Here is a 21,723-nt window from a genome sequence, read left to right on the forward strand (position 1 = left end):
CGCCGCTGGGCGAGGCCCCGAACTTCTGGGGCTCGTCAGGGCTCGAGGTCGGCCACTCCTTTGCCGCTCGCCATATCGAACGGCACAGAAACGTGGTCGTGCCCGATCAACCAATTGCCGTCGATCTTCTGGAAGCAGAAAGTGGCCCGGACCCACATACCGCTTATTGCCGTCCCGTTCTTCAACGTGCCGCTGAGCCGACCGAAGCAGTGCCCGAATGCCACATCACCGCCCACGGTGACAGCCAGGTCGCGAACCTCGTAACGCACATCCTGGAAGAACGTGAACGCCCTCGCCCAGTTCTTCAACTTCGCCTCTACCCCTACATGCTGCAGCGGCGGCTCGACATCGAAGGACACGACGTCCGCCGCGTAGAGCTGCTTCAAACCCTCGAGATCCTTGGCTCGGATCCCTTCCACAATGCTGTCGATCTGCTGCCGAATCTTGGCTTCGTCGACCTCGTGTTGCGTAGACATCGCGACAATCCCTTCCAATCGGTGTGGAATCTCGGCTTCTCACTAGTACGACGACACAGCGGCCCGGGATGTCAGGCCCGCGGCCGCCGTGCTGACTTCGGAATCGTCCGAGTGCACTGCATCCTCCGTTCCAGCAAGCTGGCCGCAATCAATTCCCCTGGAAACGGGATCGGGCCGGGGTAGCCGGGGGCGGCCTCAGCGGCTCAACTCGCTGTGCCGGGGTCGGGCTCTGGCTCGGGGGTTCAGGCGACCGTGACCGGGGAAGTCGCGCGCAGCGGCGCGAGAGCGGTGCTCCAGGCGACGACCTGGTCCAGCAGCGTGTCCAGGGCGGTGGCGCTGTGGTCGCCCGGTTTGAACGTGGCGAAGTTCTCGAACTCGGTCCGCAGCGACAGGGTGACCTGCGGCGCCACGTCGGCCATCTGCAACGCCCCGCAGATCAGCCGCAGCTGCTCCACCGCGCGGGCGCCGCCCACGCCGCCGTAGGAGACGAAGCCGACGGCCTTGTTGTTCCACTCCGCGTGCAGATAGTCGATGGCGTTCTTGAGCACCGCGGGGATGGAGTGGTTGTACTCCGGGGTGACCATCACGAACCCGTCGAACGTGGCGATGACGTCGGCCCAGGCCGTGGTGTGCTCGTGCTGATGCCGACCCGGTGACACCGCCGGCGCCGACTCGTCCAGGTGTGGCAGCGGATGGTCGAGCAGGTCGATCACCTCGAACTCGGCGTCCGTGCGGCGCGCTGCCGCCCCGTGGACCCACTGGGCGACCTGTTCGCCCTTGCGGCCGGGGCGGGTGCTGCCGAGGATGATTCCGATCTTGATCATCGTTCTCCTGTCCTGGTGCTGGTGCTGGTGCTGGTGCGCTGAACCTTCCGCTGTCGGGGCTCGGCCCGGGCGATCCGCGCATGGATGGTGAGCTCCTTCGAGTGGTACGACGAGATGACCCGCCGGAATGTCAGGTTGAGGCGCGGCAGCCTGACATTCCGGCGGGCTATCTCGTCGTACTGGTGATGGCAGATCCGAACCAGGGAGACTCCGGAGTCATGACCAACCACGCGGGGCCGGGACACGACCGGTCCGACACGGGCCTGAGCGCGATCATCAGCGAGCGGAGTCAACTGATCAATCTCGCCTACCGGCTGCTGGGCTCCCTGGCCGAGGCCGAGGACGCCGTCCAGGAGACCTATACTCGCTGGTACGCCATGTCCCCGCAGCAGCGGGACGCCATCGCTTCGCCCGGCGCCTGGCTGACCACGGTCGCCACCCGCATCTGCCTGGACCTGCTGGGCTCGGCACGGGCCCGACGCGAGGCTTACGTAGGCGAATGGATCCCCGAGCCGCTACCCGGCCGAACCGAGTGGACCAGCGGCGCCACGGCCGACCCGGCCGACCGGGTCACCATGGACGAGTCGGTCAGCATGGCCTTCCTCATCGCACTCGAATCGATGACCCCGGCCCAACGCGTGGCGCTCATCCTGCACGATGTCTTCCGCTACTCCTTCGCCGAAATCGCCGAGATCACCGGCCGCACCCCGGCAGCATGCCGCGAGCTGGCCTCCCAAGCCCGCCGCCGCCTCCGCACCTCCCGACCGCAAGCGACCCCGGCCGCCCACCAGGCCGGCCTGGTCAGAAACTTCAAACAGGCATGGGAGGCCAAGGACATCCGCACCCTCATCGGCCTGCTCGACCCCGGCGCCACCCTCACCGCAGACGGCGGCGGCCTGGTCAGGGCCGCACTCCGCCCGATCGAAGGCGGCGAAAGGATCGCCCACTACATCGTCGACATCGCAGGCAGGGCTCCCGACAACCGGATGATCCTGGAACGCACGGTCAACGGTCAGCCCGGCCTCACGATCCAGCAAGAGGGCGTCATCGTGGCGGTGTACGCATTCGACATCGCACACGACCGGATCACACACATCTGGGCCGTCCGCAACCCCGACAAGCTTCGCCCGTGGACGGCAGCCTGATCCGCGCTGCCCGCCCGCGATGGCCACGACCTCCCGGCGGCGCCTTAGGTTGCTGGAATGACGATGGGTGACGAAGCGGGGAAGTGTCTTCCGGTGTCTCAGTTCCCGTTGCGGCGGGTGGCCGACCGGGGGCGTGGCTGGTATCGAGGTGACTGCCATGTGCATTCGGTGGCCTCGCACGGCGGCGAGCTGACGCCCGCGGAACTTGCGACAGGTGCGCGTGCGGCGGGGCTCGATTTCCTCGCGACCACCGAGCACAACTCTGCTGAGACACATGGCGCCTGGAGTCGGCACGTCGGCAACGATCTGCTGGTGATCTTGGGGCAAGAGGTCGTCACGCGGACCGGACATTGGCTAGCGTTGGGTGTCCGCCCGGAGCAGGTGGTCGACTGGCGCTATGGGGTGCGGGACGACAGGGTCGACGGGCATCTGGAGGAGGTTCATCGGGCGGGTGGGCTCTGTGTGGCAGCTCATCCGCACGTCCCGTACGCGTCGGGCACGTTCATGTATCCGTACCGGGGCTTCGACCTGGTTGAGGTGTGGAACGGGCCGTGGCGTTCGGATGTGCCGTGGCAGGCGGACAATGAGGCGGCCCTGGCCGAGTGGGGGCGCAGCCTCGCCGCGGAAATCGACCAGGGACGGTGGCGGCCTGCGATAGGCAACAGTGACACCCACCTGGAGGGCCAGATCGGCACCCCGCACACCGTTGTGCTGGCCGACGAGCTGAGTGCTGAGGCGATCCTCGACGGTATCCGCGCCGGCCATAGCTGGATCGCCGCATCGCACGCCGTCGGGCTGTCTTTCGTAGTCTCCGCCGGTGACCGTAGCGCTGGGATCGGTGAGCGGCTGAAGAGCGGCGATGAGCCGGCCGTGGTGCGAGTTGACGTACGTGGCGTGCCCTGCGGCACTGTCAGCCTCCACACCGAGAGGGGAAAGGTGTGCAGCGAAACATTGCCTGACACGGGTTCGGGCACGGTGGAGTGGCAGATCAGCGCTGAGGAATCGGCGTTCGTTCGCACCGAGGTCCGCGACGTGAAGGGGCACATGGCAGCGCTGAGCAACCCGGTCATCTTGGCCTGAACAGCGGACGGTCGAATCATCACTCACCTGCTGATCGCAGTCTGCACCGTTTCCGCTGAAGGGGGCCGCGGCACTGTGGCAGGTTCGGCCCGCTTGGCGGAGGCCGGTAGGGCATGCCCTCTTTGCCGCGCCAAAGGAGCGTGTGTGATGTACATCACGAATTTGGTGCGGGAAACCCGTGCAATGCTCCAGCCGTTTGCGCTCTCTCTCCATCGACCGGTATCGCCGCAACCGGAGGCGGACCGCATGTTCGGGAGGGTGCTTGCAGATGGATGGCCAGATGAATCAGCGGACGGCACTGTTGCTGCTGGTGGGAGCCGTCACCGTGTATGTCGCGTTCGAGCATCCCCCACTGGGCACGGCACTTCTGGTCGGCGTAGGGGTCGTGACGCTGCTACAGCTCCTGCTGAAGGACCGCTGACCAACCATGGGTGATGTGAAGTCGGCAGCGTGCCCTATCGCCGGAGTGTGCCCGCCGTCTCCCGACTCGGGGGGTTGTCGGCGGGGCCGACATCGGCGCGGACGTCACCGCTGTCGGCGGCACTTCCTGGGAAGACACGTCCGTTCCTGAGCCGTTGAACGCGAGGGCACGGTCGAAGTGTGGCATCCGGCGTGTGGCCGTCCAAGGCTTATCCGAACGAGGGAATGCGGTGATTGCGCCATGAAAGCAGTGCGGTTCCACGAGTACGGCGAGATCGATGTGCTGCGGGTGGAGGAGGTGGAGCGCCCGGTGCCCGGCCCCGGGCAGATGCTGATCGAGGTCCGCGCGGCCGGGATCCAGCCTGGCGAGGTGATGATCCGCAAGGGCGCGCGGCACGACCGCTGGCCGGCGATGTTCCCCTCGGGGCAGGGCAGCGATCTGGCCGGCGTCGTGGTGGAGGTCGGCCCGCAGGTGCGCGGCTTCGCGGTGGGCGATGAGGTCCTGGGCTTCACCCACAGCAGAGCCAGCCACGCGGAGTTCGTCGTGGTCGACGACGTGAATGTGGTCTCCCGTCCGGAGGGGCTGTCCTGGGACGTGGCCGGGTCGTTGTACGTGGCCGGCACGACCGCATACGCCACCGTGTTCGCGGTGGATCCCGGACCGGCCGACACCGTCGTCGTGTCCGGTGCGGCGGGCGGTGTCGGGTCGCTCGCCGTGCAACTCGCGCGGCGGCGCGGCGCCACGGTGATCGGGCTGGCGAGCGAGCGAAACCACGCCTGGTTGAAGGATCGTGGTGTCGTCCCGGTCGCGTACGGGGAAGGCGCGGCCGAGCGGATCCGGCAGGCCGGCGGCGGGAACGTCGACGCGTTCATCGACACGGTCGGCGACGGCTATGTCGAGCTGGCAGTGGAGTTGAGTGTGCGGCCCGAGCGGATCAACACGATCCGCGATTGGCAGGCCGCGGCCAAGGTGGGTGCGCGGACCTACGGAGAAGGCTCGGCGGCGTGCGCGGTCGTGGTCGGCGAGCTCGCCCGGCTCGCCGCGCGCGGGGAGCTTGAAGTGCCGATCGCCCGTACCTACCCGCTGGAGCAGGTACGAGACGCGTTCCGCGAGCTGGAGCAGGGGCACACCCACGGCAAGATCGTGCTCCGTCCGTAGCCCCGGCTGCCCGAGGCGACCATCGAGCAGGCACACCGCACCAACACATAAGTGTGGGACACCTCAGGTACTGTCCTGCCGGCAGCAGCGGCGCCAGCCGACGGGGCCGCCGCCAACTGGATCGCTCACCCTGACCGATGCCCTACCGTTCCTCCTACGAAAGTGGCAGCCGTGCCTGTCGCATCACATTTGCTACATGACCGGGTCTTCTACGTCTTCCACGGCGGTGCATCTGGCACCACGCCCCATCAGCGGCACCGGCAGGTCGCTCTCCGGCCGGCGGCCGAGGCGGACCGCTGGGAGGCGGCCAGATGAACGTCACACTGGCCCTCGCCAACAACGACGCCATGCTCGCCGTCCGTTTCCTGCTCGAACTGGTCTCGCTGGCCTGCGTGACGCTCTGGGCATGGCGTCGCGTGCCTCCGCCCTGGCGCTGGGCTGTGGTCGTCGTGCTCCCCGTCGCCGCGGGCTGGGCGTGGGGGACCTTCACTGTGCCGGACGACCCGTCCCGGTCCGGCGAGAGCGACATTCACACACCGGGTCCGGCGCGGTTGCTCCTCGAACTCGCTGTGTTCTTCGGCGCGGTGGCCGCCCTCCACTTCGCCGGCCTACGGCGTGCGGCTCGGTGGCTGCTCGCGGTCATGGTGGCTTACCAGATCCTCGCCTACGATCGTGTCGGCTGGCTGCTCAGCCACTGACCCGCAACGCTCCTGTCGAACCCTTGCCCGGCCGGGGCGGCGAGCGCGACGCCCGTGCTCGTCGTACTGCTCGCAGTTGCCGGATCGGTCAGGCTGAAGTGGTTCAGCGACCAGCCAGAGAGGCGGTTGAGTCGCCCGCTGGACGGTTGCCGTCACCGAGGAGCCGCGGGACACGGACGCGCAGTCGGCACCTGGGGATACAGGGAAGCCGAAGCCGCACCTCAAGGCGATCGGCGCTCGCGAAGAGGGTGTCCGGGCCAGGCGGCGGTTCATGAACAGCATCATCGACCAGTAGGCCATCGCCTCGTCGCTGGCGGTGCGCCGCTCGAACACGTCCCGTTGTCTGCGGCGTTTCCGAGCTGGTGAGCCGGACAGTCACACGTCCCGGGTGAGCGAACCGGACGCCCTATCCGTTTTGTGCCTTCGCCAGGAGCGCTCGTATCTCGGCGGCCGAAGCCGAACCTGCCTTGAGGGAGAGGAACCCGGCCGGGGCGGAGCCGGCCGCCAGGGAGCCGAACGACTCGCTGGGCAGCTCCGTGTAGGGAGCGCCGTATGCGGGCGTGCCCGGTGCGAACCGCCTGCCCTGCGCGAGTGGTCCCGCGTCGACGGTGTCGTATCCGAGAATGTCGAGCAGCTCGGTCGCGTGCCGCTTCGCCTCGGTGTTGTCCCCGGCGATGGGGAGCGCGGTGCGGTCCTCGGCGCCTGCCGGCCTGTTCAGTACGGCGAGGTGTTGGTGGTGGATGTTGTTGAACGCCTTCACGACGTACGCCGATTCACCGAGGTACTGCTGGAGCAGTTCGCTGCTCGTGGTCGAGCCGTCGTCCAAGGCCTCGATTCCGCCGTCGCGCTGCGGGGAGTAGTTGCTGGTGTCGATGACCGTCTTGCTCGCGAGAGGTTCGCGCGGCAAGGAGTCGTACGCCTTGAACGGGACGGTCACCACCACCCAGTCGCCTGCTGCGGCGGCTTCCGCCGCGGTCGCCGCCCGGGCACGGGGGCCGAGCTCCGCGACCAGGTTGGCCAGCGTCTGTGGGCCGCGCGAGTTGCTGAGCACGATGTCGAGTCCGCCATTCACGGCCAGCCGCGCGAGAGTGCTGCCCATCCGTCCACTGCCGATGAATCCTAAGGTAGCCACGCCGGGCCAACCAGTGGGGATCCGTGCGTATTCCGTCCGTGCTCTGCACCGATGTCGGAGTTCGTCGCTGATGTGTTCAGATCGCTGCCGTGGCGGGGTCAGCGACCGTGACGGATGCTGGCTACGGCCGCACCTGCGGGCCCCCCTACCAGAACCTGCCATCCTGTGTGGGCACTGGCAGGGGAGCGGTTGGACAGGAGACGGCGTGGACGCCATGGAGATCGGGGTTGTCGAGACTGGCAGGCTGAGCCTCGTGCCGCTCGCTGTCGAGCACGCGGACGAGATGGCCGAGGTGCTCTCCGACCCCGCTCTGCATGTCTTCATCGGCGGTGCCCCGCACTCTCCGCAGGCATTGCGGGCACGGTACGAGCGCTTGGTGGCCGGCTCACCCGAACCTTCCGTGACGTGGTGGAACTGGGTGGTCCGGCTTCGCGAGGAGAACTGCCTGACCGGGACGGTGCAGGCAACGATCACCGCTGCTGGGCGTGGGTGTGCGGCCGAGGTTGCCTGGGTGGTCGGGACTGCGTGGCAAGGGCGCGGCATCGCTACCGAGGCGGCACGAGGACTGGTTGCGTGGTTGCAGGAGCAAGACGTGCAGGGGATCTGCGCCCACATTCATCCGGATCATCATGCATCTGCTGCTGTTGCCACTGCTGTCGGTCTCGCTCCAACCGGACACTGGCACGAAGGGGAGATCAGGTGGGAGCTTCCCCCGACGCACTCACCGGCCGACGATGGCGGCACAGAGGCGGGGCTCTGAAGGCGCCGTTCACACTGATGCCGACCCGCTGCGACGCAGCTGGCGGCCTGGTCCCCGGCCGAGGCCACCGGCAGCCACGACAGCCTCAGACTGTCCCAGCCCGCGACCGGCCGTTATGTACGGATGCTGGGCAAGGAACGGCGCTCCTTCTTCAACCCGGCACCGGCCACCGCCCAGTTCGGCTACTCGCTGTACGAGTTCCAGGCATGGGGCACCGGCGGCAGCGCCGCCGCCGCGTACCCGGCGCTGCCCGGCGAGCAGTCCGGCACGTACCAGACATCGTTCTTCGACGACTTCACCGGCGCCTCTCTCGACCGCTCCAAGTGGCGAGTGGTCAGGACCGGCACCGAGATGGGCTCCGTCAACGGTGAGTCGCAGGCGTACGTCGACTCCGCCGACAACATCCGCACGGAGGGAGGGAACCTGATCCTGCGGGCGAAGTACTGCAAGGGCTGCACCAAGGCGGGCGGGGGCACCTACGACTTCACCTCGGGACGCATCGACACCAACACTAAGTTCGACTTCACCTACGGCCGGGTCAACGCCCGTATAAACATCGGCGCATGCCAGATCTACCCGAGTGGCGGCCGCGCCGACCAGTGGCACACATACGCCGTGGAGTAGACGCCGACGACCATGCGGTTCTACGTCGACGACCGGTTGGTGCAGGAGACGACCCGCAACAAGCTGGAGTCCACGCGAGGCCGATGGGTCTTCGACCGCAACCAGTACGTCATCCTGAACCTCGCCCTCGACGGCGCCTACCCGGCCGGCTGGAACCAGGTGACCACCCCCTACTGGGGTTTGCCGCAGTCCGGCGTCGACAAGATCGCCGCCGGGGGAGTGCAGGCGGAGGTCGACTGGGTCCGGGTCGAGCAGAAGAGGTGAGCCCCCCGGTGCCCGGGGCGCAGCGTCCCGGGCACCGGCAACGCCGCGTCAGTCCCGCCGCCGCGCGTGGGCGGCCTCGAAGCGGGCGACCCAGTACGCCGTGCGGTCCAGGTAGGCCGTCTGCGCGCGGGCGCCCGTGCGGCCGTAGGCACCCTCGTACGAGAGGTAGTCGAGAGCGCCGGGAGTGTCGGCGGTGGCCGGTTCGATCTGGGTGCCCTCGTGCCATTCGTTGAACGAGGTGATGCTCACCCAGTCCGGGACGCCGCCCGAGTCCCCGGTGGACAGGGCATACTCCCATTCCAGGTCGTACGTCCGTCCCTGCGCCCGGTCCAGGGTCGGTGTCGTGTTGCCGGGGACGGCCCGGTCGTCGATGTAACCGGGGCCGAGCGACGGCGCCCACACCATGCCGCGCTCCGCACAGAAGGCGGCGACCTGCGACCAGTCCGGCTTGTTGGCCGTGGCGATCGCGTCGTACGTGTACACGCCGCCGAAGTCCCCGATACGGGACAGGTCCCAGGTCTGGGCCATCACGATCGCCCGGTCGTCGACCTCGTGGAGCGGCGACCAGTCCACCGTCAGAAGGCTGTTGAAGACGTAGTAGGCGCACCGCCCGCCGCGTTCCGCGTCGCGGTGGAAGGCCGGGTGGTCGCCGTAGTGCTCGGTGAGATAACGGATGTCGGCGACCACCGAGGCGGCGTCGCGACCCTCGTACGGCTCGATGTGCCAGGCCACCTGGAGCCCGGCGGCGGCCGCGGCGTCGAGGACCACCGGTGCCATCCGGTCCTCGTAACTGCCCTGCCCCCACCAACTGCTGACCAGCACGCCGGTGCCGGCCTGCCGTAGCCAGCGCATGTGCCGGTCGACGGCGCCGCGCCGGTCACCGGAGTCGTAGGGGCCGAGCACAGGGTAGTAGTCCGAGCTGATCGCCTCGGGCGGGGTCAGCTCGCCCTGCTGCCAGTGCCGCCACTCGCCGTACCCCTGAGGGTTCCCGTACCAGGGGTAGTAGAAGATGTGGGCGCGTGCGGATGGCTTGTGTGCCGGGGCGGCTGTGGCGCTGCCGGTACCCGCTGCCACGGCTGTGGTCGCAGCGGCGCCGGCGGCGAGGAATCCTCGCCGGGACAGAGGTCTGGGATGTGCGGTCATCCGGGTCACTCTCCTTGGACGGATGGACGGGAATGGCGCGGGGTGAAGCCGAGCAGGTCCGCGCACGCCTTGGTGTCGATCAGAGAGGTGCGGCCGGGCAGCGGCTCGAACGCCGGTACGCCCGGGTGGTGTTGGTGGAACAGTTCGTCGGTGGCCAGCGGTGATGATGTGTCGGCTGCCGCGACGTTGAGGACGTGGCAGCCGGTGACGGTGGCAGTCAGGGCACGGCGGATCACGGCGGCCGCGTCCCGGGTGTCGAGCCAGGCCCACAGGTCGTGCCGGTGGGCGCTGGGATCAGCCGCGACGTGGGCCAGTTGGTCCGTGAGTCGCTGACCGGTCCCGGTGAAGGGGAAGCGCAGACAGACGATGTCCGTGCCCCAGCGTCGGTGTGTGCTGCGGGCCGTCTCCTCCAGGACGACTTTGGACAGGCCGTACGGATCGCGTACGAGCGTCGGGTGCTCCTCGTCCAGGGGGACGTAGCGGGGTGAGACGGGGGCCGGTGACCAGGCGAGACCGACGGCTGCCAGGCTGGACGCCGCCACGATGCGGTGGGCTCCCGCCCGTCCGGCCTCGTCGAGGACGCGGTGGGCCGTGAGGCAGTTGGTGGCGAACAGGGCGCTGTCATCCTCGACGTTCGGGTGGGGGATCGCCCCGAGGTGGACGACGGCCTCCGCGCCGTCCACCGCCTTGCGGACGAGGTCGGTGTCCCGAAGATCGCCGATCAGGACACGGGTACCGGTCGGGGCGTCTAACGGCACGCGGTCGGTGAGAGTCAACTCGTGCCCTGCGGCGACCAGTTCGCGGGTGGCATGGATGCCGATGTGTCCCGCGGCGCCGGTGATCAGGACACGCATCAGCCCTTCACCGCCCCGACCAGGCCGTTGACGAAGTACTTCTGGAGGCTCAGGAAGAGGAGGACCACGGGGACCACCACGATGAGGGCGCCCGCCATCAGGTTGTTGTAGTGCGGCACGTTCTCGGAGGAGAGCACCTGCAGACCGAGGGGCAGGGTGTACTGGGACGGATCGTTGAGCGACACACGGGTCAGCAGGTACTCGTTCCAGGTGGGGATGGCTGTGAGCAGGGCGACGGTGATCAACGCGGGCCGAACGAGCGGCAGATGGACCTGTGTGAAAATGCGCAGCTCACCGGCGCCGTCGACCCGCGCGGAGTCGCGCAGCTCCGTGGGGACCGCGGAGAACGCGCCGGTCATGAGCAGGATCGACAGGGGTGCCCCGCCGTTCACGAACGGAAGCACCAGCCCCCAGTGCGTGCCGAGGATGCCCATTTTGTTCTCCAGGAGGACGATCGGCAGCATCACCGTCACACCTGGCACGAACAGCAGCGAGACGAAAAGCTTCTGCAGCGCACCGCGCCCGGGGAAGCGCAGCACCGCGAACGCGTAGCCGGCCGCCGCGTAGAACACCACCGTCAGCACGACGGTGTACAGCGTCACCAGGACGCTGTTGACGAAGAAGTCGAAGAAGTGCAGCTCGTTCCAGGTGTCGACCAGGGTCTGGAGCGTGGGGTGGTCCGGGATCAGATGACCACCGCGCACCACCTCGACCTGGTCCTTGAACGCCGTCGACACCATCCACAGGAACGGGTAGACGCTGACCAGCGCGTACAGGGTGAGCAGCACGCCCACGACGATCCGGGCCGACGAGCGGCCGGACGGCGCTCGTCGGGCGGGGCGGACCGGACGGGGCCGGGCCGTTGATATCGTTGTCATGTCTTGCTCCGCAGCGCTCGCAGGTTGATCAGGGCGAGGACGAGGGCGGCCGCGAACAGGAGCCAGCCCAGGGCACTTGCCAGGCCGAGGGTGGGAGAGAGGTTTTTGAGGAAGGCCAGCCGGTAGGCCTCCAGACCGAGGACATTGGTGTGGTCTCCGGGGCCTCCGTTGGTCATCACGAGGAATGTCTGGAACCCTTGGAGCGCCTCGCGCAGATTCAGCAGCAGGACGATCGCGGTGATCGGCCTGACCAGTGGCCACACCACGGACATGTTGGTGCGCCACCAGCCCGCGCCGTCCAGTTCGGAGGCTTCGAGGATGCTGCGGTCGATGCCCTGCAGACCCGTCAGGTACAGCAGCATCGCCACGGGGACATGGCCCCACACGGTGATCACGATCATGGTGGGCATGGCTGTGGAGGGATCGCCGAGCCAGCCCTGCGGTTGCTGCAGCGAGCCCAGACCCAGACCGCTGAGCAGGGAGTTGATGGCTCCGTCGGGCTGGAGGATGTACTGCCAGGCGAAGAACACCGCGACGCCGCTGGTGACGTACGGCAGGAAGTAAACCGAGCGCAGAACGCCCTGGAACTGCTTGACCTGGTTGAGGAGCACCGCGAGCGGAAACGAGACGACAACGGTCAGCGCGGGGGCCGCGACCATCACCCAGATCGTGTTGGCGGCGGCGTGCCGGACGCGGGGCGCGTACACGGGGTCGCGCCACAACAGGTCCTTGTAGTTGTCGAGGCCGACCCACTCCCAGTTGGGGGCGAAGCCGTTCCACTTGGCGAAGGACAGCGTGAATCCGTAGCCGACCGTGTACAGGCCCATCACCAGGAACAGCACGACGGCCGGCGCGACGAACAGGTAGCCCGTGAGCGCCTCGTACCGGTGGTCCTTGCACCGTGAGGGCCCGCTCCTGGGCACCGCGGTGCGATCCTTCTCCACCCTCGCGGGGAGCGTGGGCTGGAGCGTCACTGGTCGGCTGCCTTCCAGTACGACTGGTTCAGATTGCTGATCTTGCGTGCGGTTGATTCGACGGAAGCGCGCTTGAGCGGGGACATGTCGGCGAGGATGTCGCCGACGTCGTTCTGCTCGTAGCCGGGGGACTGGAAGTTCTGGTTGAGGTTGGCGTCGTACGTCGTCTCGGGCGTGCCCTTGAAGCTCTGGAGCATGGAGTTGAGCGTCGGGCCGAGCGCCTTTGCGGTGTCGGCGCCGAGGTCCGTGGCCGGCAGGTCGGTGGCGTCCTGCGCGAACTGGGCGGCGACCTTCTTGCCGGCCAGGAACCGCATCCACTTCTTGGCGTTGTCCGGCTGCCTGCTCGCCGAGCTGAGGGTGATGCCGGTGAGCGCCATCGGGGCCAGCGCCCGGTCGGGGACCGCACTGCTCTTGGGGGCGGGCAGGCCGAAGGCGTAGACGTCGTCCGGGTTCATGCCGCTCTGCTGCAGGAAGGCGAGGGTGAACGTGCCGCCGACATCGAACGCCGCCTTGCCCTGGGCGAAGGTCTGGTCCGCCTGGTCGACGTCGAGCGACTGGGTGCCGGGCGTCCAGTACGGGGTGAGCTGGTTGTACTGGGAGAGCACCTTGACGCCGTTCGGCGAGCCGAAGTCGGCGCTCTTGTCCTTGCCCCACAGGTCCTCGTAGCTCTTCTTGCCGAGCTGGGCGAAGGCGAGCGGCTGGAGTATCCAGTTGAGGCCTGGGCCTTTGGCCTTGAGTCCTGTGGTGAGGCCGCCGTTCTTCGGGTCCTTCTTCGTCGTCGCCCTGAGGGCGGAGATCAGGTCCTCCCAGGTCTTCGGGGGCCGCGTGATCCCGGCGTCGGCCAGTTTCTGCTTGTTCGCGTAGACGATGCCGAACGTGCCGATGGTCAGCGGGACGCTGTAGCGCGCGCCCTCTTTGATGCCGTTGTCCGAGGACTTCTTGTTCTGGGACTTCTTGAAGCGCTCGGGCGTGATGAGGCCGGATTCGTGTACGGAGTGCTGGATCGCGTCGAGCCAGTCGCCCTTGTAGTCGTCGCGCAGGTCTGCGGCGATGCCGGCCGCGCCGAGGACGCGGTCCTCGCCGTCGGAGTGCACCTCGAGGACGTCGGGCAGATCGCCGGTCTTGGCGGCGCTCTGCACCTTGGTCATATAGGCCTCTTCAGGGGTGAAGACCTCGATGCTGACGGAGATGCCGGTCTCGTTCTTGAACTCCTTGGCGGCGTTGCGCAGAGCCTTGACGTGGGACTGCTTGAAGGTCCACATCGTGAGGCTCTTGGCGTCCGAGTCACCGGAGCCGCTGTCGCCGCAAGCCGTCAGGGCGCTGAGTGACAGCGCGGTGGCCACGGCGGTGGCGACGTACTTGGCCTTGCGGGAAGTTGAGATACGCATGAACCCCTACCTAGGGTCGACCGTTCAGAAGGCCGAATGGCGTTGGAGTGACTGAACTTAGGCTCGTCGTGATATAGCGTCAAGACGCAGGGCGGGATTGAGCGTGGGTGACGGTCCAGTCGGGATCTGGGCGGGAAGCGGAGGGGCAGTGGAATCGGTGACGGACGCGGCGGGGGTCCGCAAGGTCGAAGAGGTCAAGTCCGCGGCTCGGGTCCTGGAGGTCCTCGAACTCCTCGGGCGGGACGGCGCCCGCCTCTCGCTCGCGGAAATGGCGAGCGCGATGGCCGTGCCCAAGAGCAGCCTGCACGCGATCCTGCGCACCATGCAGGCGAGGCGTTGGGTGGACGTCGACCCGTCCGGCACGCGCTACAGCCTGGGCTTGAAGGCCCTGCTCACCGGCACCGCGTATCTGGCCGGCGACGACGTCGCGAGCCTGGCCGGGCCGGTGCTGGACGCCTTGGCCGAGGAGACCGGCGAGGCGGTGCATCTCGGCAGGCTCGACGGCACGCACGTCGTCCACCTCGCCAAGCGCGAGTCACGGCACGCGCTGCGGACGTACTCCGCGGTGGGGTATCGGCTGCCGGCGCACGCCACGGCTTTGGGCAAGGCCGTGCTCTCGCAGCTGGACCCGGCGGAGGTGCAGCGTCGGCTCACCTGGCCGCTGGAGAAACTCACGCCGGACACCGTCGTCGACCCGGACGCCTTCCTGGCCGAACTCGCGGAGGCGCGGCTACGGGGCTGGGCCATGGACGACGGGGAGAACGCGGTGGACATCCGGTCCGTCGCCGTGCCGCTGGGCGTGTCCTCGGACGGCGGTGACGCGGTGAGTTGCTCGGCGCCGCGCAGCAGGATGGGCGACGACCGGATCGAGGAAGTGGCCCAGGCGGTGACCGAGGCGGCGCACTCCCTGAGCATGCTCCTCAAGCGACTAGGCCAGCACTGAGCGCACACGCACGGCGCCATGCGCGCTTGAGGGCCGGGAGCTCGCGCCCCCGGCCCTCAAGTGCCATATCTGTATGGCCGTTGACAAAACGGATCCCCACTCCATACGTTCGGATAGCAGTACGTCATTCTGCTACTCGAATGCTGGAGTCCGTATGACGGAGCCTGGTGCCTTCGCCCTCACCCGCCTGCTCGCTCCGGCCCCCTGGGTCGATGAGCGCGGGTCCAAGATCCGCATCACGGCCGTCCGCACCTTCCTGACCGCCCCGCACGGCTGCCCCCATCTCATCGTCCGCGTGGAGACCAACGAACCGGGGCTGTACGGCCTGGGCTGCGCCAGCGATCCGCAACGCACTCTTGCCGTCCGCTCGGTCCTCGACGACTACCTCGCCCCGCTGCTCACCGGACGTGACCCGGACGACATCGAAGATCTGCACCGGCTGATCCTCAACAGCGCCTACTGGCGCGGCGGTTCGCTGACCGGCAACGCCCTCGGCGGCATCGACGTCGCCCTGTGGGACCTCAAGGCGAAGCGTCTGGGCGTCCCGCTGCACTCCCTGTTCGGCGGCCGAGTGCGCACCGGCGCCGAAGCGTACACCCATGTCGACGGGGCCGACGCCGAGGAGATCGCCGACAAGGTGGGCGTGGCCCGGCAGCGCGGATACCGGCATGTGCGAATCCAGGCCGCGGTGCCGGGATCGGACACATACGGGGCAGGTGGTGGTGCCGATCCGCAGGCGGTGCGCGAGCGCCGGGTGCCGTGGGACTCCGCGGCGTATCTGCGTACCGTCCCCCGGGTGTTGGCACGAGTGCGCGAACTCGTGGGCGACGACGTGGAATTGCTGCACGATGTGCACGAACGGCTCGATCCTCGCCAGGCCGCGGACTTTCTGCGCCGTGTCGAGGACATCGGCCTGTACTTCGTCGAGGACCTGCTCGCCCCCGAGGACGCCGCGCACTTCGCACGGCTGCACGCCGTTTCGCCGGTGCCCCTCGCCGTGGGTGAACTCTTCAGCGATCTTCAGCAGTTCGTGGCGCTCCTGAGGGGACCGGACATCGATTTCGCGCGCATGCGCATCCCCACGCTCGGTGGCCTGACTCCTGCCCGGAAGCTGGCAGCCCTGTGCGAACTGCACGGGGTCCGCCTTGCCCCGCACGGACCGGCGGACGTCAGCCCCGTCGCCCAGGCCGCGACCCTCGCGCTCGACGTCAGCAGCCAGGCCTTCGGCGTTCAGGAGGCGGCCGTCTTCAAGGAGCCGGTGCACGAGGTGTTCCCCGGCACCGTGGTGGCACACGGCGGGCTGTTTGTGCCCTCCGGAGCGCCAGGCCACGGCGTCGACTTCGACGAGGCTGCGGCCCGGCGCCACCCGGTGCCCGAGCCTCTCGGCCACGACCGGTGGGCGCTGCTGCGCAACACCGACGGCAGTGTGCAGCGGCCCTGAACCCGTCGCGCATACATGGGAGCTCTACGGCGCCCAGCGTAAGTCCATTGATTTGACTTAAGGCACCGAGCACAGTGCCCCAAGCCCCAGATGAAGCCGGGGCGTGGAGGCGAGAGCACACCCCCTGGGTGTGCTCTCGTCGTGCTCGCATACCCGAAACGTCAATCCTTTTCTTTACAGACGGCCTTGGATTTGGAATCTAAGTCCCCTGACAAAAGAAATACCCCCGGCTCTCATCTGCAATTCAAGGGAGCCGGTGCGAAGCGTTGACTTGATAACACACATGGTTTTACATAGCGGTTACTGGCTGGACGCGAAGGGGACCGCCCATGCTCGAAGAGCGCATAGCCGCATTCCTCGCCCAAAGGCTGCGACCGGCGCTGTACCCGCTCCGCATTCCTCTCGATGTCGGCGCCTGGCATCTGCCGGGCGAGCCCGTGCCGGCACCTGTCGCCCTGCGCGCCGACTACGAACCGTTCTGCGTTGGCGACACATGGGGGCGGCCGTGGTCAACCACCTGGTTCACGCTCCGGGCGACCGTGCCGAAGCGCTGGGCGGGCCGTCGCGTCGAGGCGGTCCTCGACCTGGGCGGCGGGGAAGGCGCCAGGCCGCGGGCGCTTGTCCGCGACGCGTACGGAGCGCCGCTGCAAGGACTGGGCGCCGAGCATCCGGACCCGGTCCTCGTCGCCGGGCGCGCTCATGGAGACGAGGACGTACGACTCTTCGTCGAGGCCTCCGTCGCCGCGGCCGCAGCCGATGCCCTGCCGCTGCGGGTGAGCCGTGCCGACCTCGCCGTGCGCGACGAGGCAGTGTGGCGGCTGTCGCACGACATAAGGGCGCTGCACCGACTGCAGCGCTCGCTGACCGACGACGTACCGCGCGCGGCCCGCATCCGCGACGCCCTGGAGCGCGCGATGGACGCCGTCGACCCGCGGGCCGTCGGCCGCACCGCCTCCGCCGCATGCGCCGCGCTCGCGCCCGAACTCGCCCGTGCCGTCGAGCCGTCGAGCCGCCCCGCCCTTGTGGTGGGAGAGAGCGCACCCGCCCCGCTCGGCGCCGTGCCCCTGCACGAGGCGGTCCGTGCCTGCGCCCGTGACTTCAGCACGCTCGCCGCGCTTGCCGACGAGTACCCCGGATTCGTCTCCGTCGCGCCCGCGGTGCAGCACTACGCCTGGATGAAACAACACGAGCCGCATGTCTTCGAGCGACTGCGCAAGATGGTCGCCGACGGCGCCTCGCTGCCCGTCGGCGGCCTGTGGGCGCAGGGCGACACCGAACTCGCCGGGTCGGAGTCGCTGGTACGGCAGTTCGTGCACGGGCGTCGTTTTCTCCGCGGCGAGTTCGGCGCCGACAGCGACGGTGTCTGGCTGACCGACGCGGCCGGTGTCTCGCCGGCCCTGCCACAGATCGCCAGGGCCGCGGGCGCGCACTGGCTGCTGGTCTCCCGTCGGGACGCATCGCGGTCGCGGTCAACCTTCACCTGGGAGGGCATCGACGGCACCGTCGTGCTCACCCGCCTCATGGGCCGTGCAGCCGGCCCCGGTAGCGACGACGCCTCTGCCCGGTCCTTGCACACCCTGCGCAACCCCGACCGCGCCACGCTGGAGCGGGCCCGCCGCCTTGCGGACCTGGACGGCCCGCCGTCACACGCCTTGCACCCCGCACACGACACGGACGTCGGCGCCAGGATGCGCGGCGCCCTCGACCTCGCCCCCCACGCGGGCGCGTACAGCAGCCAGGCGCGCACCAAACGAGGCAACCGGACGTGCGAAGTGCTGCTCCATGAGGTGGAGTTGTGGTCGGCCACGGCAGCGGTGCGGCGCGGCATTCCCTACCCGTACGACGCACTCAACCGCATCTGGGAGTCTGTGCTCACCCAGCAGAGCCACGACGTCCTCGCCGGTGCCGCGGTCGCCCGCGCCCGCCAGGACGCCGAGGACGCGCACCACCAGGCCGCGCGCCGACTCACCCGGATCGTCCACCGCGCGCTCGGGCCGGGCGGGGACGTCGCCGCGCACAACGCGGCACCGTTCGCCCGCCGCGAAGTCGTCCTGCTGGACGGCGTGGTCGAGGGCGCCGCCGTCGCCCAGGGGCTGCCCGACGGGCGGTGTGCCATGCTCGCCGAGGCGCCCGCCCACGGCAGCGGCCCGGTGGGCATCGCACTGGACGGCACGGCACCGGTCACGGTCCGCCGCACGCGCGAGGGGCACCGCGTGCTCGACAACGGCCTGGTGCGCGTCACCGTCGACGGCGACGGTCTCGTGTGTTCCCTCGTCGACCCGGTCACGGGTCACGATGTCATCGCCCCCGGCGGCCGCGGAAATCTACTGGAACTCCACCGTGACGAGCCGGTCGCCGACCCGGCCCGCACACTCGCGCTCGGCAGCGACCGGACACGCCGGGACCTGATCCACGCGCAGGACATCGAACTTCTCGCGAACGGGCCGCTGGTGGCCACGGTGCGGGTACGCCGCGGAAACGGCCGTTCCGTCTTCACACAGGATCTGACGCTGACCGCGGGCGGGCCCTCGCTGACGGTCGACACCGAGGTCGACTGGCGCGAGCGCGACACCACCCTCAAACAGACGTGGCCGCTCAGCGGGCCAGCATCACACGTGCGGTGCGGCATCGCCTTCGGCCACACCGTGCACACACCGGGCGACGGAGAGGAGCGGGCGGCGCAGCGCTGGATCCACGTCGACGCCCCCACGTGGACGGTCGGCTTCGCCGGCGACGTCACCCACGGCCACGACGTCGTCCATCGCGAACGGTGCGACGGCGGTACGGACACGACGCTGCGGCACACCCTGCTCCGCGCCCCGCACAGCCCTGACCCGCACGCCGACCGGGGAGTGCACCGCTTCCGGCACACCGTGCGGCCCGGCGCCACAGTCGGCGACGCTGTCGCGGACGGCTACCGCCTGGACATGCCCCTGCGCCTGTCGGACGGGGCGTCGTCGTTGCGTCCGCTGGTGCGCGTCGACCACCCGGACGTCGTCGTGGAGACGGTGAAGCTCGCTGAGGACCGCAGCGGAGACGTCGTCGTACGTCTGTACGAGTCCGGCGGCAGCGCTGCGCGGACCACGCTCACCGCTGACTTCGCCGTCGCCGAAGCGTGCACGACCGACCTGCTCGAGGAGAACGCCGTCCCGGACGCCCACGACGGACCCCACATCCACCTGAAACTGCGCCCGTTCGAGATCCGCACCCTGAGGATCAGCCGGGCTCAGGCCGACGAGGAGCCACTCGGTGCCTGATCCCCTCCACGCCGACACGCTGACGCCCCAGACCCGGGCGACGCTGCGCGACTGGGCCGCGGCCGACGGGCCCCTCGCGCTGCGCGCCCGGATCGTGCTGCTGGCCGCCGAGGGCCGGCGCGACGCGGAAATCGCACGGCGCCTCGGCGTGTCCCGGCAGACCGTGGGCGCCTGGCGGCACCGCTGGTACAGCGGCGGACTCGCCGGGCTCGAACAGCGCCGGCGCACCGGACGGCCCGTCACGGTCGACGAGGCGGACGTCGTCACCAGGACCCTGCTCGCGCCCGGAGGCAGCGGTGCGAGCCGCGCCATCGCCCGCGAACTCGGCGTCTCCCACGCCACGGTCGCGGCGATCCGCCGCCGCTGGAACATCATGCCGGACCAGCCGATCGTCCCCCGCATCCCTACCCGTCCGCCACTGCTCGGCGTCGATGCGTGGGTGATGGGCCTGTACGCCGACGCCGACCGCGGCGTCCTGCTCGTCGGCACCCGTACGGAGGTCCCGAGGCCCGCGGCCGCGGTCACCGTGATCGACGCCGAGGTGCTGGCCGGACTCGACCGGGCCTTGGACACCCTGCGCCTCGAACCCGCGGCAGTTGAGGAGGAGTTCAGCACCTTCCTCGCCGACGCGGCGGCCCTGCACGCGGACATCACCCTGCACGCCGTCACGCTGTGGTCGACCGATGAGCGGCGGCCCGCCGGATCGCTCGTCAGCCACCACGACCTGCCTGTGCGCGCGAGCTGGCGCGGCTTCCTCAATGCCCTGATCGCCCTGGACAGCACGAGCCACCCCGAGTCGTCACGCCGGGTCTTCCTCGACCTGGTGGCGGCGCTCGAGCGCCCCGCACAGTCGGCCGGCCGCTCGGTCCGCTGGCTGCGCGAGCGCGTCGCCGAGCACCAGAGCCGTCCGGATGGCGGTTGGCACGCCCCGGACGCACCGTCGTTCAGTGGAGTCAACCAGCTCGACCTCGGATCCTTCAACGAGTGCGTGGTCATCGAGACCGTACGCCTGGTCGGCACCGTCACCCGCGGCGAGATCGCCCACCGGACCGGCCTCACCCAGCAGTCCGTGTCCCGTATCGCCCGGTCGCTGCTGGACCGTGGCTTTCTCGTGGAGGACGCCCAGCGCCGTGCCACTTCCGGCAAGCCGCGCACACCGGTTCGGCTGTGCGGCTCCGCCGCGCACGCCCTCGGCCTGCACATCGACCCGGAGGTGCTCACCGCCGTCGTGATCGACCTCGACGGAGCCCTCGTGTGTACGTGCACACGCACCGTCAGTGCCGACATCGACCCCGCCGAATTCGTCGCGCAAGCCGTCGAGGTGGGCCATGAGGCGCTCGGCAAGGCGCGTGGCGCCGTTCAGCCCAACGGCTTCCTCGGCGTCGGCGTGGCCGTGCCGGGACCGGTCGACATCGCCTCCGGCACCGTCCTCGGGCCGCCCCTGATGCGGGCCTGGCAGGACCTGCCCCTGCTGTACCTGCTGAAGGAGCACTTCCCCTGCCCGGTCCTCATCGAGAAGGACTCGCTCGCCGCCGCCGCGGGCGAGCGCTGGATCGGGCGCGACCGCAGGGCCCGGGACTTCGCCTACCTCTATCTCGGCACCGGCGTCGGCTCCGGCCTCTACCTCAACGGCGACCTCTACCGTGGAGTCAGCGCGAACGCAGGGGAGTTCGGGCAGCTGTGCGCGCTCGCCCTTGACCGTGTCGCCGCGGACGGACGGCCCGAGATCCTGCCCGAGTGCAACCCGCCCGTGTCGGTGCCGCGGTTCGCCGAGCGGCTCGGCCTGCACACCGCCGGCACGGAGCACAGCAGCACCGAGGCATACCGCGCCGTCGGGCGCGCGGCCGCGGCCGGACACCCGGCCGCCACCGCCGCCCTGCGCGAAGTGGCACGTGCCGTCGGGCGAGGAGCCCTGGGGCTCGTTGATCTTCTCGACATCGACCTGATCGTTCTGGGCGGCCCGTTCTTCACCGACGACGTCGCCGACTGCTACTTGGAGGAGATCGGGCGCGCCGTCAATGAGTTCCCCACCGCCCGCCGGTTGCGGCGCGTCCACGTGGAGCGCTCGGTGCTGAGCGCGGAAGCCGCCGCGGTGGGCGCCGCGTCGACACTGTTCCACGCCACGTTCACCCCGCGCCTGAAGGGACGCGAGCGGGGCTGAGGCAGGGGAGGGAGCGCCCCGCCTCAGCCGGGCCGGCCCGGCCCCCGCCCCGCCGCCCCCCGCCGGGCGGGGGGGGGGGCGGGGGGCGGGCGGGGGGGGCGC

Annotated in this window: 18 protein-coding genes and 1 pseudogene; 11 read left to right on the forward strand and 8 right to left on the reverse strand. The window is 69.4% G+C overall.

Annotated elements, in window-relative coordinates; translation table 11 throughout:
• Window positions 1-35: 35 nt before the first annotated feature.
• Both ACH4U7_RS49625 and ACH4U7_RS49630 read right to left on the reverse strand, forming a co-directional pair.
• Window positions 36-476 (reverse strand): YybH family protein, encoded by a 441-nt coding sequence (locus ACH4U7_RS49625; RefSeq protein ID WP_398534354.1) that lies wholly within the window; start codon window positions 474-476, stop codon window positions 36-38.
• 242 nt (window positions 477-718) lie between these two features.
• Window positions 719-1,300: an NADPH-dependent FMN reductase gene (locus ACH4U7_RS49630; RefSeq protein WP_398534355.1), complete on the reverse strand. Its 582-nt coding sequence runs from the start codon at window positions 1,298-1,300 to the stop codon at window positions 719-721.
• A 218-nt stretch (window positions 1,301-1,518) separates the two neighbouring features.
• Between ACH4U7_RS49630 and sigJ the strand changes: the two genes are divergently transcribed.
• The 5 genes from sigJ to ACH4U7_RS49655 all read left to right on the forward strand — a co-directional run bounded on the left by sigJ (window position 1,519) and on the right by ACH4U7_RS49655 (window position 5,802).
• On the forward strand, window positions 1,519-2,445 hold the full coding sequence (gene sigJ, locus ACH4U7_RS49635; RefSeq protein WP_398534356.1) for an RNA polymerase sigma factor SigJ: 927 nt from the start codon (window positions 1,519-1,521) through the stop codon (window positions 2,443-2,445).
• Between the two features lie 57 nt (window positions 2,446-2,502).
• Window positions 2,503-3,525: a CehA/McbA family metallohydrolase gene (locus tag ACH4U7_RS49640; protein WP_398534357.1), complete on the forward strand. Its 1,023-nt coding sequence runs from the start codon at window positions 2,503-2,505 to the stop codon at window positions 3,523-3,525.
• Window positions 3,526-3,793: 268 nt separating this feature from the next.
• On the forward strand, window positions 3,794-3,946 hold the full coding sequence (locus ACH4U7_RS49645) for a hypothetical protein (RefSeq protein ID WP_385612139.1): 153 nt from the start codon (window positions 3,794-3,796) through the stop codon (window positions 3,944-3,946).
• A gap of 240 nt (window positions 3,947-4,186) precedes the next feature.
• A complete protein-coding gene (locus ACH4U7_RS49650) occupies window positions 4,187-5,104 on the forward strand; it encodes an NADP-dependent oxidoreductase (RefSeq protein ID WP_398534358.1) in 918 nt (305 codons plus the stop codon).
• Window positions 5,105-5,415: 311 nt separating this feature from the next.
• Window positions 5,416-5,802 carry a YrdB family protein gene (locus ACH4U7_RS49655; protein ID WP_398534359.1) on the forward strand — a complete coding sequence of 129 codons (387 nt, stop codon included), beginning with the start codon at window positions 5,416-5,418 and terminating at the stop codon, window positions 5,800-5,802.
• Between the two features lie 406 nt (window positions 5,803-6,208).
• On the opposite strand, the gene ACH4U7_RS49660 is transcribed toward ACH4U7_RS49655, so the two are convergent.
• A complete protein-coding gene (locus tag ACH4U7_RS49660; protein ID WP_398534360.1) occupies window positions 6,209-6,934 on the reverse strand; it encodes an NADPH-dependent F420 reductase in 726 nt (241 codons plus the stop codon).
• 214 nt (window positions 6,935-7,148) lie between these two features.
• Between ACH4U7_RS49660 and ACH4U7_RS49665 the strand changes: the two genes are divergently transcribed.
• A complete protein-coding gene (locus ACH4U7_RS49665; RefSeq protein WP_398534371.1) occupies window positions 7,149-7,694 on the forward strand; it encodes a GNAT family N-acetyltransferase in 546 nt (181 codons plus the stop codon).
• Window positions 7,695-7,742: 48 nt separating this feature from the next.
• Window positions 7,743-8,582 (forward strand): annotated as a pseudogene (locus ACH4U7_RS49670) (family 16 glycosylhydrolase); the annotation flags it as partial.
• 48 nt (window positions 8,583-8,630) lie between these two features.
• Here the strand turns inward: ACH4U7_RS49670 and ACH4U7_RS49675 are convergent.
• The 5 genes from ACH4U7_RS49675 to ACH4U7_RS49695 are packed head-to-tail and all read right to left on the reverse strand — an operon-like array spanning window position 8,631 to window position 13,819.
• Window positions 8,631-9,725: a glycoside hydrolase family 99 protein gene (locus ACH4U7_RS49675; RefSeq protein ID WP_398534361.1), complete on the reverse strand. Its 1,095-nt coding sequence runs from the start codon at window positions 9,723-9,725 to the stop codon at window positions 8,631-8,633.
• 5 nt (window positions 9,726-9,730) lie between these two features.
• Window positions 9,731-10,579: an NAD-dependent epimerase/dehydratase family protein gene (locus ACH4U7_RS49680; protein ID WP_398534362.1), complete on the reverse strand. Its 849-nt coding sequence runs from the start codon at window positions 10,577-10,579 to the stop codon at window positions 9,731-9,733.
• The gene (locus ACH4U7_RS49685; protein ID WP_398534363.1) at window positions 10,579-11,457 is read right to left on the reverse strand and encodes a carbohydrate ABC transporter permease; all 879 of its coding nucleotides are present in this window, start codon (window positions 11,455-11,457) and stop codon (window positions 10,579-10,581) included. Before ACH4U7_RS49685 ends, ACH4U7_RS49680 begins: the two co-directional genes overlap by 1 nt.
• Window positions 11,454-12,401 carry a carbohydrate ABC transporter permease gene (locus ACH4U7_RS49690; RefSeq protein WP_398534364.1) on the reverse strand — a complete coding sequence of 316 codons (948 nt, stop codon included), beginning with the start codon at window positions 12,399-12,401 and terminating at the stop codon, window positions 11,454-11,456. Before ACH4U7_RS49690 ends, ACH4U7_RS49685 begins: the two co-directional genes overlap by 4 nt.
• A 26-nt stretch (window positions 12,402-12,427) precedes the next feature.
• Window positions 12,428-13,819: an ABC transporter substrate-binding protein gene (locus ACH4U7_RS49695; protein WP_398534365.1), complete on the reverse strand. Its 1,392-nt coding sequence runs from the start codon at window positions 13,817-13,819 to the stop codon at window positions 12,428-12,430.
• A 148-nt stretch (window positions 13,820-13,967) separates the two neighbouring features.
• Between ACH4U7_RS49695 and ACH4U7_RS49700 the strand changes: the two genes are divergently transcribed.
• The 4 genes from ACH4U7_RS49700 to ACH4U7_RS49715 all read left to right on the forward strand — a co-directional run bounded on the left by ACH4U7_RS49700 (window position 13,968) and on the right by ACH4U7_RS49715 (window position 21,621).
• On the forward strand, window positions 13,968-14,762 hold the full coding sequence (locus ACH4U7_RS49700) for an IclR family transcriptional regulator (protein WP_398534366.1): 795 nt from the start codon (window positions 13,968-13,970) through the stop codon (window positions 14,760-14,762).
• Window positions 14,763-14,916: 154 nt separating this feature from the next.
• Window positions 14,917-16,203, forward strand: a complete 1,287-nt coding sequence (locus ACH4U7_RS49705; protein ID WP_398534367.1) for an enolase C-terminal domain-like protein — start codon at window positions 14,917-14,919, stop codon at window positions 16,201-16,203.
• Window positions 16,204-16,532: 329 nt separating this feature from the next.
• Window positions 16,533-19,460, forward strand: a complete 2,928-nt coding sequence (locus ACH4U7_RS49710) for an alpha-mannosidase (protein ID WP_398534368.1) — start codon at window positions 16,533-16,535, stop codon at window positions 19,458-19,460.
• Window positions 19,453-21,621, forward strand: a complete 2,169-nt coding sequence (locus ACH4U7_RS49715) for an ROK family protein (protein WP_398534369.1) — start codon at window positions 19,453-19,455, stop codon at window positions 21,619-21,621. Before ACH4U7_RS49710 ends, ACH4U7_RS49715 begins: the two co-directional genes overlap by 8 nt.
• The last annotated feature ends 102 nt before the right edge of the window (window positions 21,622-21,723 follow it).

The organism is Streptomyces sp. NPDC020845, assembly GCF_044334165.1.
Lineage (GTDB): Bacteria > Actinomycetota > Actinomycetes > Streptomycetales > Streptomycetaceae > Streptomyces.